12 protein-coding genes are annotated in these 13,892 nt (G+C 60.3%); 3 read left to right on the top strand and 9 right to left on the bottom strand.

Going from position 1 to position 13,892, the window contains the following annotated elements; all coding sequences use genetic code 11:
* Positions 1-79 precede the first annotated feature (79 nt).
* On the top strand, positions 80-421 hold the full coding sequence (locus tag BLO80_RS08260) for a carboxymuconolactone decarboxylase family protein (RefSeq protein WP_014340738.1): 342 nt from the start codon (positions 80-82) through the stop codon (positions 419-421).
* Positions 422-432: 11 nt separating this feature from the next.
* On the opposite strand, the gene BLO80_RS08255 is transcribed toward BLO80_RS08260, so the two are convergent.
* Positions 433-1,398, bottom strand: coding sequence for a GlxA family transcriptional regulator (locus BLO80_RS08255; RefSeq protein ID WP_092329537.1), 966 nt, complete (start codon positions 1,396-1,398; stop codon positions 433-435).
* Between the two features lie 188 nt (positions 1,399-1,586).
* Here BLO80_RS08255 and BLO80_RS08250 point away from each other — a divergent pair, with 188 nt between their 5' ends.
* Positions 1,587-2,225 (top strand): HD domain-containing protein, encoded by a 639-nt coding sequence (locus tag BLO80_RS08250; RefSeq protein WP_092329534.1) that lies wholly within the window; start codon positions 1,587-1,589, stop codon positions 2,223-2,225.
* 746 nt (positions 2,226-2,971) lie between these two features.
* Here the strand turns inward: BLO80_RS08250 and BLO80_RS08245 are convergent.
* From BLO80_RS08245 to BLO80_RS08210, 8 genes are all read right to left on the bottom strand, one after another.
* On the bottom strand, positions 2,972-3,859 hold the full coding sequence (locus BLO80_RS08245; protein WP_092203143.1) for an ABC transporter permease subunit: 888 nt from the start codon (positions 3,857-3,859) through the stop codon (positions 2,972-2,974).
* Entirely contained in the window at positions 3,856-4,776 is a 921-nt protein-coding gene (locus tag BLO80_RS08240; RefSeq protein ID WP_057449505.1) for an ABC transporter permease subunit, read from the bottom strand. The genes BLO80_RS08245 and BLO80_RS08240 overlap by 4 nt, the downstream gene beginning before the upstream one ends.
* Positions 4,773-5,915, bottom strand: coding sequence for an ABC transporter ATP-binding protein (locus tag BLO80_RS08235; protein WP_092203145.1), 1,143 nt, complete (start codon positions 5,913-5,915; stop codon positions 4,773-4,775). The genes BLO80_RS08240 and BLO80_RS08235 overlap by 4 nt, the downstream gene beginning before the upstream one ends.
* A 58-nt stretch (positions 5,916-5,973) precedes the next feature.
* Complete coding sequence (locus tag BLO80_RS08230) at positions 5,974-7,071, bottom strand: polyamine ABC transporter substrate-binding protein (protein ID WP_072405949.1); 1,098 nt, start codon at positions 7,069-7,071, stop codon at positions 5,974-5,976.
* A gap of 184 nt (positions 7,072-7,255) precedes the next feature.
* Positions 7,256-8,353, bottom strand: a complete 1,098-nt coding sequence (locus BLO80_RS08225; protein ID WP_092333060.1) for a polyamine ABC transporter substrate-binding protein — start codon at positions 8,351-8,353, stop codon at positions 7,256-7,258.
* A 181-nt stretch (positions 8,354-8,534) separates the two neighbouring features.
* Positions 8,535-9,899, bottom strand: coding sequence for an aspartate aminotransferase family protein (locus tag BLO80_RS08220; RefSeq protein WP_092333058.1), 1,365 nt, complete (start codon positions 9,897-9,899; stop codon positions 8,535-8,537).
* Positions 9,900-9,957: 58 nt separating this feature from the next.
* On the bottom strand, positions 9,958-11,316 hold the full coding sequence (locus BLO80_RS08215) for a glutamine synthetase family protein (protein WP_060740155.1): 1,359 nt from the start codon (positions 11,314-11,316) through the stop codon (positions 9,958-9,960).
* 40 nt (positions 11,317-11,356) lie between these two features.
* On the bottom strand, positions 11,357-12,133 hold the full coding sequence (locus tag BLO80_RS08210; RefSeq protein WP_092333056.1) for a gamma-glutamyl-gamma-aminobutyrate hydrolase family protein: 777 nt from the start codon (positions 12,131-12,133) through the stop codon (positions 11,357-11,359).
* A 278-nt stretch (positions 12,134-12,411) separates the two neighbouring features.
* On the opposite strand from BLO80_RS08210, the gene BLO80_RS08205 reads away from it, so the two are divergent.
* Positions 12,412-13,788 (top strand): glutamine synthetase family protein, encoded by a 1,377-nt coding sequence (locus BLO80_RS08205; protein WP_025216023.1) that lies wholly within the window; start codon positions 12,412-12,414, stop codon positions 13,786-13,788.
* The last annotated feature ends 104 nt before the right edge of the window (positions 13,789-13,892 follow it).

The following is a 13,892-nucleotide window of genomic DNA, read 5'->3' as shown; positions in this document are numbered from 1 at the left end:
ACTGAACCGGGCTTGATCGTCACGGATGGTCAAGACTACAGGGGCTCACTTCCCCGCCTCTTTCACAGGAGTCAACGCTATGTTCAATAACTGGTCCGAACTGCTGCCTACCATCAAGAGCGCCTTTGGCGCCCTGGGCAAGAGCAATCCGAAGATGGTCAAGGCCTACATGGCCTTGGACGAAGCCGCGGCTGAAAACAACGTGCTCGATGCCAAGACCCGCGAGCTGATCTCCATCGCCGTGGCCATCACCACACGCTGCGACGGCTGCATTGGCGTACACACCGACGCCGCCATCAAGGCCGGCGCCACCCGCGAAGAAATCGCCGCCACCCTGGCCACCGCCGTGTCATTGAATGCCGGCGCGGCGTACATCTATTCCCTGCGAGCCCTGGAGGCCCATGACGCGTTGAAGAAGTGAGCGGCTGACACCTATGCCAGCGCAGCGAAATTCAGCCTGAATTGCTGCGGCGTCACGCCCAGCCTGCGATTGAATACGCTGCGCATGTGCTGGGCGTCGCGAAAGCCACATTGCCAAGCCACGGTCTTGAGCGGGGCGCGGGTGCTTTCCAGCATCACCCGCGCCGCGTCCACCCGGGCCTGCTCGACGAACTCCGCTGGCGTGATCTTCGCTTCCCGGGTGAAAACCCGAGAGAAGTTACGCGGGCTCATGTTCGCGGCATTGGCCAGGTCGGCGATGGTCAGGCCACCGTTCAGGTGCGCCAGGACATACGCCTGGACCTGGGCCACGGTGGACGTCGGCTCAGCGTGGGGTGCGAGAAAAGGGCTGAATTGCGACTGCCCGCCCGAGCGCTGGGTAAACACCACCAGCCGCTTGGCAACACTCAAGGCAACGTCCGGGCCATGGTCCTGGGCCAGCAGGAACAAGGAAAGGTCGATCCCCGCGCTCACCCCGGCCGAGGTGTAGAGCTGGCGATCCTGCACGTACAAACGATCCGCTTCGACCCGGGTCGAGGGACACAGCTGCGCCAGCGCCGTGGCGTCACCCCAATGGGTAGTGACAGTCCGCCCCTCCAGCAATCCGGCCCGGGCCAGCATGAAAGCGCCATTGCAGATCGAGCCAAAGCGCCGCGCTCGTGCGCATGCATCCCGCAGCCAGGTATCGAATACCGCGCCAAAGTGCATCAACGGCAACCGCGGTCCGCCCGCCACCAATAGCAGGTCATACGCCTGCGAGGCGGCGCTGAAGTGCCGATGGGGATTGAGGGACAAGCCATTGGAACAAGACATCGCGCCCTGTTCGACGCCGATCACTTCAAGCCGATAATGATCCTCGGCGACCAGGAACCGATTGGCTTCGCTGAACACGTCCATGGGCCCGGTAACGTCCAGCGCCTGGACGCCTGGGAATACCACGACGGCGACGACTTTCTGCATGGTGCTCGCTTGCCTTCGAGTGGAACGACTCCAGCACCCTAGCCAATTCGCGCCTCGCAAGCCACCCTGGCACGAAACCCAGGCTTATTGGCAAGGATCGCAGCCATGGGAACATTGTTCGACTACCTCCCGGCGAACAGACTGAAACCCTCGGCGCCGCACTGGCCCATCGTCAAGAGGAGAACAGCATGAACAGCATCGCCGGCATCAAGATCCCCGACAGTACCCTCGCCCGCGCCACCACCGAATACATCCGCGATATCGAGTCCGACTTGCTGTACCACCACTCTCGCCGGGTATTTCTGTTCGGCGCCTTGAGTGGCCAGCGTCGGCAATTGGCCTACAACCCGGAGTTGCTGTATGTCGGGGCGATGTTCCACGACCTGGGCCTGGTGGCAGGTCATCGCAGCGACGATGAGCGTTTCGAAGTGGACGGTGCGAACGCGGCCGCGGCGTTTCTCAAGCCCTACGGGTTGAGTGATGACGATATCGAACAGGTATGGCTCTCCATTGCCCTGCACACCACGCCAGGCGTGCCCAAACACCTGCGCCCCACCGTCGCCCTGGTGACCGCTGGGGTGGAGATGGACGTGCTGGGCATGGACTACGCCGCGTTTCCGGCTGCGCAGCGGGACGCCGTGGTGCATGCTCATCCGCGCGGGGAAGGGTTCAAGGAATGCATCATCTGCGCCTTCGCCGACGGTTTGCGGCATCGTCCGCAGACCACCTTTGGCAACGTGAAGACCGACGTGCTGGTGGATCAGGAACCAGGGTTCAAGCCGATGAACTTTGTCGAAGTCATCCGTACATCGCCTTGGAATTCGTAACCCGTCCATTTCTGCATTGACTGCCACACCGCTTTCGCGGGCAAGCCCGCTCCCACATTGGATTTGCGGCTGTTCACAGTTTTGTGAGTAACCCAAAACCTGTGGGAGCGAGCTTGCTCGCGAAGGCGGACTGACATTCAACCTTTTCCTCGACTGTCTCACCGCTATCGCGAGCAAGCTCGCTCCCACAATGGGGTCTGCGTTCGACTGCGGATTTGTAGGCGACCCAAAAAACTGTGGGAGCGAGCTTGCTCGCGATGGCGGCCTGACATTCAACCTTTTCGTCGACTGTCTCACCGCTATCGCGAGCAAGCTCGCTCCCACAATGGGGTCTGCGTTCGGCTGCGGATTTGTAGGCGACCCAAAAACTGTGGGAGCGAGCTTGCTCGCGAAGGCGGACTGACATTCAACCTTTTCGTCGACTGTCTCACCGCTTTCGCGAGCAAGCTCGCTCCCACAATAGGGTCTGCGTTCGGCTGCGGATTTGTAGGCGACCCAAAAAACTGTGGGAGCGAGTTTGCTCGCGATGGCGGCCTGACATTCAACCTTTTCGTCGACTGTCTCACCGCTATCGCGAGCAAGCCCGCTCCCACAATGGGGTCTGCGTTCGGCTGCGGATTTGTAGGCGACCCAAAAACCTGTGGGAGCGAGCTTGCTCGCGATGGCGACCTGACAGTCAATCTCTTCATTGACTGTCACACCGCTTTCGCGAGCAAGCTCGCTCCCACAGGTAGAGCTGTGTCGGGTTAGACCGGTGCGGTCTCGGCCCGGCGGACTTCCGGTTGTTTCCAGGAGTCGGCAGCGCTTTCTTCGATGGCTTGCTGGATCGCGCGCTTGCGACTCTCTTCGGCGCGGCGGCTGAAGTACCAGACCAGGAAGGTCACCAGCGACACCGCCAGGAGGATCAGGCTCGCCACGGCGTTGATCTCCGGCTTCACGCCCAGGCGCACGGCCGAGAAGACTTCCATCGGCAAGGTCGTCGAGCCGGGGCCGGAGACGAAGCTCGCCAGCACCAGGTCATCCAGGGACAACGCGAAGGACATCATGCCCCCCGCCGCCAGCGACGGTGCGATCATCGGGATGGTGATCAAAAAGAACACCTTCCACGGCCGGGCACCGAGGTCCATGGCCGCCTCTTCGATGGACAGGTCCAGCTCACGCAAGCGTGCCGAGACCACCACCGCCACATAGGCCGCACAGAACGTGGTGTGGGCGATCCAGATCGTGACGATGCCACGCTCCTGGGGCCATCCGATCATCTGCGCCATGGCGACGAACAGCAGCAACAGCGACAGGCCGGTGATGACTTCCGGCATCACCAGCGGCGCGGTGACCAGGCCGCCGAACAGCGTGCGGCCCTTGAAGTGGGTGATGCGGGTCAACACGAAGGCCGCCAGCGTCCCCAGGGCCACCGCGGCAATCGCCGTGTAGCAGGCGATTTCCAGCGAGCGCACCACCGAGCCCATCAGCTGACTGTTGTCCAGCAGGCCGACGTACCACTTGACCGACCAACCACCCCACACCGTCACCAGTTTCGAGGCGTTGAACGAATAGATCACCAGGATCAGCATCGGTGCGTAGATGAACAGCAAACCCAGCACCAGCATCAGGCTTGAAAAACTGAAGCGCTTCATTCCTTGCCCTCCATTTCTTTGGCCTGACTGCGGTTGAACAGGATGATAGGCACTATCAGGATCGCCAGCATCACCACCGCCAGGGCGGATGCCACCGGCCAGTCTCGATTATTGAAGAATTCCTGCCACAGCACTTTGCCGATCATCAGGGTTTCCGGGCCGCCCAGCAGTTCCGGGATCACGAACTCACCCACCACCGGGATGAACACCAGCATGCAGCCGGCGACGATGCCGTTCTTGGACAGCGGCACGGTGATCTTCCAGAAGCTGTTGAAGGTGCTTGAGCCCAGGTCCGACGCGGCTTCCAACAGGCTGGCGTCATGTTTCACCAGGTTGGCGTACAACGGCAGGATCATGAACGGCAGATAGGAGTAGACGACCCCGATATACACCGCCAGGTTGGTGTTGAGGATCTGCAGCGGTTCACTGATCCAACCCATGCTCAGCAAAAAGCCATTGAGCAAGCCGTTGTTGCTGAGGATGCCCATCCAGGCGTAGACGCGGATCAGGATCGCGGTCCAGGTCGGCATCATGATCAGCAGCACCAGCACCGTCTGCATCTCTTTGCGGGCATTGGCGATGCCATAGGCCATCGGGTAGCCGATCAGCAGGCACAAGACCGTGCTGATCAGGGCCATTTTCAGCGAGCCGAGGTAGGCGGCGATGTACAGCTCGTCCTCGCTCAGCATCGCGTAGTTGGCGAGGTTGAGCAGCACCTGCAGCTTCTGGTCGACGTAGCTGTAGATCTCGGTGTACGGCGGGATGGCCACGTCGGCTTCGGCAAAGCTGATCTTCAGGACGATGAAGAACGGCAGCATGAAGAACAGGAACAGCCAGATGAAGGGCACCCCGATGACCAGTTGGCGGCCACCGGGCGTTATTCGATCGAGTCGGCGTTTGAGTTTGCGCATGTTCATGAGCGAAGCACCACGCCGCTGTCGTCTTCCCACCAGACGAACACCTGGTCGCCCCAGGTCGGGCGCTGGCCACGGCGTTCGGCGTTGGCGACGAAGGACTGCACCAGCTTGCCGCTCGGCAGCTCGACGTAGAACACCGAGTGGCCGCCCAGGTAAGCGATGTCATGGACCTTGCCGCTGGACCAGTTGTGCTCGCAAGTCGGCGGCTCGGAAGTGACCAGCAGTTTTTCCGGGCGAATGGCGTAGGTCACGGACTTGTCCTGCACCGAGGTGCTGATGCCGTGGCCGACATAGATGTTGCGGTCCAGGTCCTTGCAGGTCAGCACCGCGTGGCCTTCGGCGTCCTCCACCACTTCGGTCTCGAAGATGTTGACGTTGCCGATGAACTCGCAAACCAGCCGGCTGGTCGGGGTCTCGTAGATGTCGATCGGGCTGCCGATCTGGGCGATCCAGCCCAGGTGCATGATCGCGATACGTTCGGCCATGGTCATGGCCTCTTCCTGGTCGTGGGTCACCATGACGCAGGTCACGCCAACCCGCTCGATGATCTCCACCAGCTCCAGTTGCATCTGCGAGCGCAGTTTTTTATCCAGCGCGCCCATTGGTTCGTCGAGCAGCAACAGCTTCGGGCGCTTGGCCAGGGAACGGGCCAGGGCCACGCGCTGGCGCTGGCCGCCGGAGAGCTGATGTGGCTTGCGCTTGGCGTACTGGCTCATCTGCACCAGCTTGAGCATCTCCGCCACGCGGGCATCGATCTCGGCCTTCGGGATCTTGTCCTGTTGCAGGCCGAAGGCGATGTTCTGCGCCACGGTCATGTGCGGGAACAGGGCGTAGGACTGGAACATCATGTTGATCGGCCGCTCATAGGGCGGCATGTCGGTGATGTCCACACCGTCGAGGAAAATCCGCCCCTCGGTGGGCCGCTCGAAACCGGCCAGCATGCGCAGCAAGGTGGATTTGCCCGATCCCGAACCGCCGAGCAAGGCGAAAATCTCGCCTTTCTTGATTTCCAGGGACACATCGTCCACGGCAATCGTCTCGTCGAACTTCTTCGTGACCCGGTCGATTTTGACCAGCACCTGCTTGGGTGTCTGGTCGCCCTCGAGGGCTTTCTTATAGGCGCCGGAGGCAACTGCCATTTACAAAACTCCCACAGAATTTGCAGTTCGCCCCACGCGGGCGAACAGAGTGTTGAGATTATTTACCCGACTTGACCTTGGTCCAGCTGCGGGTCATGAGGCGTTGGATCTTGGGCGGCAACTCGGAGTTGACGTAGAGCTTGTCGACGACCGCTTGCGGTGGGTAAACCGCTTCATCGGTGCGTACTTTCTGGTCCATCAGTTCGCCAGCCTTCGGGTTCGGGTTGGCATAACCGACAACGTCGCTGACCTGGGCGATGACCTCAGGCTTGAGCACATAGTTGATGAAGGCATGTGCTTGCTTGACGTTGGTGGCGTCACGCGGGATCGCCAGCATGTCGAACCAGAGATTGCCGCCTTCCTTGGGAATCACATAGGCGATGTTGACGCCCTTGCCGGCCTCGCTGGCACGAGCGCGGGCCTGGAAGATGTCGCCGGAGAAACCGGCCGCCACGCAGATCTCGCCATTGGCGAGGTCGGAGATGTACTTGGAGGAATTGAAATAGGTCACGTAAGGCCGGATCTTGAGCAGCTGCGCCTCGGCCTTCTTGTAATCTTCGGGGTCTTCGCTGTTGGGGTTCAGGCCCAGGTAATTGAGCATCGCCGGGATCATTTCGTCGCCCGAGTCGAGGAACGAAACACCGCAGCTGGAGAGCTTCTTGATGTTCTCCGGTTCGAACAGCATGGCCCACGAATCGATCTTCTCGACGCCCAGGACCGCCTTGATCTTCTCGACGTTATAACCGATGCCGTTGGTGCCCCAGAGATAAGGCACGGCGTACTGATTGCCCGGGTCGTTCTTTTCCAGGCGCTTGAGCAGCGCAGGGTCGAGGTTGGCATAGTTGGGCAACTGCGCCTTGTCGAGCTTCTGGAACGCCCCGGCCTTGATCTGCTTGCCCAGGAAGTGGTTGGACGGCACGACCACGTCGTAGCCGGTACGCCCGGCCAGCAACTTGCCTTCCAGGGTTTCGTTGGAGTCGAACACGTCATACACCGGCTTGATGCCAGTGGCTTTTTCGAAATCCGCCAGGGTGGTCTCGCCGATATAGTCCGACCAATTATAAATATGCACGGTGGAGGCGGCCTGGACACTGACGGCGAGCGTCAGGCCGGCGCCGACCAGCAAGGCGTTGCGTAACAAAGAAAAGACTGGCACGTGGAGGTCCTCTTATATAGTTGGGCCCAAGTTGCCCCTGTTACTTGGCCACGATGGACCCTGCAACAAAACCGGCGCGCAACTTACCCTCGATAAACCGATCCAGCAAAACTTTTAGTTATTGAGTGGCTCCTGTTGCCGCCGCCGCGATGCCAGCGACAACAGGAGGATGCTTCAGACCGGCTTATTTACCGGATTTGATCTTGGTCCAGCTGCGGGTCAGGATCCGCTGGGTCGCGGACGGCAGATCGCTGATGGCGTACAGCTTGGCCTTCACTTCGTCCGATGGGTAAATGCTCGGGTCACCGGAGATTTCCTTGTCCACCAACGCGGTGGCGGCCTTGTTGCCGTTAGGGAAACGCACGTTGTCGGTGATCTCCGCCATGATTTCCGGCCGCATGATGAAGTTCATCCATTTATAAGCGGCCTCGACATTTTCGGCATCCTTGGGAATGGCAACCATGTCGTAGAACGAACCGGCACCTTCCTTGGGAATGGTGTAGGCCACTTTCACTTTGCCGCCAGCCTCGGCCGCACGGCTCTTGGATTGCTCGATATCACCCGAGTAGCCCACGGCGACGCAGATGTTGCCGTTGGCCAGGTCGGAAATGTATTTGGAAGAGTGGAAGTAACCGATCGATGGACGCAACTTGAGGAACAGCGCTTCGGCCTCGGCCAGTTGCTTCTTGTCCTGGCTGTCGGTCGGGTAGCCAAGGTAATGCAGGGCCACCGGAATCATTTCGGTTGGCGAATCGAGGAAGCTCACGCCGCAGCTCTTGAGCTTGGCGATGTTCTCGGGCTTGAGCAGGGTGTCCCAGGAATCGATCTTGTCGATGCCCAATGCGGCCTTGACCTTCTCGGGGTTGTAACCGATGCCGATGGTGCCCCACATGTAAGGGAAGGCGTGTTTGTTGCCCTGGTCGCTGGCATCGCCGACAGCCTTGAGCAGGTCGGTGTCCAGGTTCTTCCAGTTCGGCAGCTTGGACTTGTCCAGCTCCTGGTAGACGCCGGCCTTGATCTGCTTGGCCAGGAAGTTGTTCGACGGCACCACGATGTCATAACCGGACTTGCCGGCCAGCAACTTGGCTTCCAGGGTTTCGTTGCTGTCGAACACGTCGTAGACGACTTTGATCCCCGTTTCTTTCTCGAACTTGGCGACGGTGTCCGGTGCAATGTAGTCGGACCAGTTGTAGACATGCAGCACTTTGTCGTCCGCCTGGACGGCGCCCGCCATCACGCCCATCAGGGACATGGCGAGGAGGGTCTTGCCAGCTATCTTCATACCTAATGCCTTCATGGATTGATGCTCCGGTTATTCTTTTTAACCACGTTCAGTAGCCGGCTCGCGGGCAACTTGAACAGTCGGTAGTCTGGCAAGTTACAGGGCAGGCTTTCAACACAAGCCCAGCCTTTTGTTCACGCTGGGCGAGGCCCTTGCAGGCACCTCGCTCAGAGCCTAGCACTTAGCCCTGCAACGCATTGAGCGTCAGGTCCAGGCACTGCCGCGCCTTGGCCACCAATTCATCGATCTCGGCCTTGCTGATCACCAGCGGCGGCGCAATGATCATGGTGTCGCCCACCGCGCGCATGATCAGCCCGTTATCGAAGCAGAACTGCCGGCAGATCATGCCCACGCCCTTGCCTTCGTAGCGTTTGCGCGTGGCCTTGTCCTGGACCAGTTCGATCGCCCCCAGCAAACCGACCCCGCGTACTTCACCCACCAGCGGATGATCGTTCAGTTCCCGCAAACGCTTCTGCAAATAGGGTGCCGTTTCGCTGTGGACACGCTCGATGATCTTCTCGTCGCGCAGGATGCGGATGTTTTCCAGGGCCACCGCCGCGGCCACCGGGTGACCGGAGTAGGTAAACCCGTGGTTGAAGTCACCGCCTTCGTTGAGCACCGCGACCACGTCGTCGCGCACGATCAGCCCGCCCATGGGGATATAGCCGGAGGTCAGGCCCTTGGCGATGGTCATCATGTGCGGTTTCAACCCGTAATGGTCGGTACCGAACCACTCACCGGTACGGCCGAAGCCACAGATCACTTCGTCAGCCACGAACAGAATGTCGTACTTGGCGAGGATTTCCTTCATGCGCGGCCAGTAGCTGTCCGGCGGCACGATCACGCCGCCGGCGCCTTGGATCGGCTCGGCGATGAAGGCCCCGACGTTGTCCACGCCGATCTCCAGGATCTTCTCTTCCAACTGGTTGGCCGCCCACACGCCGAACTCCTCTGGGCTCATGTCGCCGCCTTCGCCGAACCAGTAAGGCTGGGCGATGTGGACAATGCCCGGGATCGGCAGGTCGCCCTGTTCGTGCATGTAGGTCATGCCGCCCAGGCTCGCGCCGGCGACGGTCGAACCGTGATAACCGTTCTTGCGGCTGATGATGACTTTCTTGTTCGGCTGGCCCTTGATCGCCCAATAGTGGCGGACCATGCGCAACATGGTGTCGTTGCCCTCGGAGCCGGAGCCGGTGAAGAACACGTGGTTCATGCCTTCAGGGGCGATGTCGGCGATGGCTTTGGACAATTCCAGCACCGGCGGGTGGGCCGTCTGGAAGAACAGGTTGTAGTACGGCAGTTCGCGCATCTGCTGGCTGGCGGCGTCGGCCAGTTCCTCGCGGCCATAACCGACGGCCACGCACCAGAGGCCGGCCATGCCGTCGAGGATCTTGTTGCCTTCACTGTCCCAGAGGTAGACGCCCTTGGCGTGGGTGATGATGCGCGGGCCTTTCTCTTTGAGCTGCTTGAAATCGCTGAACGGCGCCAAGTGATGATCGTTGCTCAGGGCCTGCCATTCACGGGTTTGCGGGTTGTTGCGGGTCATGCGAATTCTCCTGTTGTCGGTGGGGGCGAAGCTGCCCGAGGCAGCCCCGCCCGGCGCTTCAGACGGCAAAGAGCAGGAATTCCCGCTCCCACGAACTGATGACGCGCTTGAAGTTTTCATGCTCGGCCCGCTTGACCGCGACGTAGCCTGTGATGAATTTCTTGCCCAGGTATTTCTCGATGGTGGTGCTGTTTTCCATGCGTTCCAGGGCGTCTTCGATGGTCAGCGGCAAACGCAGGTTGCGGCGCTCGTAGCCACGGCCCACCACCGGCGCGCTCGGGTCGATGCCTTCGACCATGCCGATGAAGCCACACAGCAGGCTGGCGGCAATCGCCAGGTACGGGTTGGCGTCGGCGCCCGGCAAGCGGTTTTCCACCCGACGGTTCTGCGGCCCGGCGTCCGGCACGCGCAGGCCCACGGTGCGGTTCTCTTCGCCCCACTCCACGTTCACCGGTGCCGAGGTGTCCGGCAGGAAGCGGCGGAACGAGTTGACGTTGGGAGCGAACAGCGGCAACAGCTCGGGGATGAACTTCTGCAAGCCACCGATGTGGTGCAGGAACAGATCGCTCATGGTCCCGTCTTCATTGGAGAAGACGTTCTTGCCGGTTTCCTTGTCGATGATGCTCTGGTGCAGGTGCATCGCACTGCCCGGCTCGCCGGTCATGGGCTTGGCCATGAAGGTGGCGGCCACGTCGTGCTTGAGCGCCGCCTCGCGCATGGTGCGCTTGAACACCAGGATCTGGTCGGCCAGGGACAGGGCATCGCCATGACGGAAATTGATTTCCATCTGCGCCGTGCCGTCCTCGTGGATCAGGGTATCGAGGTCCAGCTCCTGCAGTTCGCACCAGTCGTAGACGTCTTCGAACAGCGGATCGAATTCGTTGGCCGCTTCGATCGAGAAAGACTGGCGACCGGTTTCCGGGCGGCCGGAACGGCCAATGGGCGGTTGCAGCGGAAAGTCCGGGTCGTCGCTGCGCTTGGTCAGGTAGAACTCCATTTCCGGCGCGACGATGGGCTGCCAACCTTTGTCGGCATAGAGCTTGAGCACTTTCTTGAGCACGTTGCGCGGCGACAGCTCGATGGGGTTGCCCTGCTTGTCGTAGGCGTCGTGGATGACCTGGGCGGTGGGCTCGATGGCCCAGGGCACAAGGAACACGGCGTTCTCGTCCGGGCGGCAGATCATGTCGATGTCAGCCGGGTCGAGCAGTTCGTAATAGATGTCGTCTTCGACATAGTCGCCCGTAACGGTCTGGAGCAGAACGCTCTCGGGCAGGCGCATGCCTTTCTCGGCGATGAACTTGTTGGTCGGCGAAATCTTGCCCCGGGTGATACCGGTCAGGTCGCCAATCATGCATTCGACTTCTGTGATCTTGTGGTCTTTCAACCAATCGGTGAGCTGGTCGAGGTTGTTACTCATAAATGCCTCTAGGCGTGAGTTTCCTGACGGCTATTAGTCGTCAGGCGTTGTTTGACGCATCCGCGTCGCGTTGTGTTGCCCTTGCTCGGCAGGCATCGCCAAATGCCTGGAAAATCGCAAGGTAGTGCGGGTTAGAGCTTACCTCCCATTCAGGGTGCCATTGCACACCTAAAGCAAAAGCCTTGCCTTCTGGCACTGAAACAGCCTCGATCAGGCCATCGGGCGCCACCGCTTCGGCCCGCAGCCCAGGCGCCAGGCGCTCGATGCCCTGGCTGTGGATCGAGTTGACCTCAATCGACTGGGGCAGCCCCAGGCCTGCCAGTATGCCGCCAGGCTGGATGTGCACGGCGTGGGCAGGACCGTATTGGACCTCCACCGCTTGCGTCTCGTCTTCACGATGATCGATGAACGTTCCGACTTCATGAACTTTCTGATGCAGGCTGCCGCCAAAGGCTACGTTCATCTCCTGGAAACCACGACAAATGCCCAGCACCGGGACGCCCGCCTCGACAGCGGCGCGGATCAGCGGCAGGGTGGTGGCGTCCCGTGCAGGGTCATGGGCAGTGCCCGGCGCGCTGGCTGGGCCCTGATAATGAAAAGGTTCTACATTGGAAGGTGAGCCGGTCAGAAGAATGCCGTCCAGGGCGTCCAGAATATCGGACGGCGGGAACAGATCCGCCAGGGACGGGACCAGCACTGGCAAGCCCTTGGCGGCTGTCGCGACAGCCCGGGCATATTTATCGCCGCTGGTGTGATAAGCATGCAGACCGATCTGCCTGGAGCAGGTGGTGACGCCGATTAACGGCAGGCGAGACATGAAGCACCCCGGTATTATTGCTGTTATGGGTTTGAATCGAGCTTAGCCTTGTTCATTTTTTTACACAACACCCCCGTAAAAAATACAACACGGCCCGCTCAAGCCTGCGGGCGCCAAGGCCCCTAAAGGGAAAAAAACGCCCTAAATTGCCTCAAAAAAGCCCTGCAGGTGCTTTTTTAGGGCAAAAAAGGCCCTGCTTGACTTCGGCATGCCGTTCGGGTTGACTGGCTTTCGAAGAGATCAATGATTGATATTTTTAACAACAAAGGTGTTGCATCATGTCGGTACCCCCGCGTGCCGTTCAGCTTAACGAAGCGAACGCGTTCCTTAAGGAACATCCTGAGGTTCTGTACGTTGACCTTCTGATTGCGGATATGAATGGTGTGGTGCGCGGCAAGCGCATAGAACGCACCAGCCTCCACAAGGTTTACGAGAAAGGCATCAACCTGCCGGCCTCTTTATTTGCTCTGGATATCAATGGCTCTACGGTGGAAAGCACCGGCCTGGGCCTGGACATCGGTGATGCTGACCGGATCTGTTATCCAATTCCTGACACCCTGTGCAACGAGCCTTGGCAGAAGCGCCCGACTGCGCAACTGTTGATGACCATGCACGAACTCGAAGGCGAACCTTTCTTCGCCGACCCGCGTGAAGTCCTGCGCCAGGTCGTGACCAAGTTCGATGAACTGGGCCTGACCATCTGCGCCGCATTCGAGCTGGAGTTCTACCTGATCGACCAGGAGAACGTGAATGGACGCCCACAACCGCCTCGCTCGCCGATTTCCGGCAAACGCCCGCATTCGACACAGGTCTACCTGATCGATGACCTCGACGAATACGTCGATTGCCTCCAGGACATTCTGGAAGGGGCCAAGGAGCAAGGCATTCCCGCCGACGCCATTGTCAAGGAAAGTGCCCCGGCGCAGTTCGAAGTGAACCTGCACCACGTGGCCGATCCGATCAAGGCTTGCGACTATGCGGTCCTGCTCAAGCGCCTGATCAAGAACATCGCCTACGACCATGAGATGGACACCACCTTCATGGCCAAGCCGTATCCGGGCCAGGCGGGCAATGGGTTGCACGTCCACATTTCGATTCTGGATAAAGACGGCAAGAATATCTTTGCCAGCGAGGATCCCGAGCAGAACGCCGCACTGCGTCACGCGATCGGCGGTGTGCTCGAGACCCTGCCCGCGCAGATGGCTTTCCTCTGCCCGAACGTCAACTCCTACCGTCGTTTCGGCGCACAGTTCTACGTGCCGAACTCGCCGACCTGGGGCCTGGACAACCGCACTGTGGCCTTGCGCGTGCCCACCGGCTCGGCCGATGCCGTGCGCCTGGAACACCGCGTCGCCGGTGCCGATGCCAACCCCTACCTGCTGATGGCGGCTGTATTGGCGGGCGTGCACCATGGCCTGGTCAACAAGATCGAGCCCGGTGCGCCGGTGGAAGGCAACAGCTACGAGCAAAACGAGCAAAGCCTGCCGAACAACTTGCGCGATGCCCTGCGCGAGCTCGACGACAGTGAAGTCATGGCCAAGTACATCGATCCGAAATACATCGATATCTTCGTGGCCTGCAAGGAGAGTGAGCTGGAGGAGTTCGAACACTCCATCTCCGACCTCGAGTACAACTGGTACCTGCATACCGTGTAAGCGGTTGCGGTAAAAAAGAAACGCCGCAGGCCTTCGGGGCTGCGGCGTTTTTTTGCACTTGGGTGGATGGCCGCCTTCGGCGGATCGCGAGCAAGCTCGCTCCC

This window comes from Pseudomonas sp. NFACC56-3 (assembly GCF_900100025.1).
Taxonomy (GTDB): Bacteria; Pseudomonadota; Gammaproteobacteria; order Pseudomonadales; family Pseudomonadaceae; genus Aquipseudomonas; species Aquipseudomonas fluorescens_AA.
Note: the sequence above shows the minus strand (reverse complement) of the source record. Positions and strands in the feature narration are given on the sequence as shown.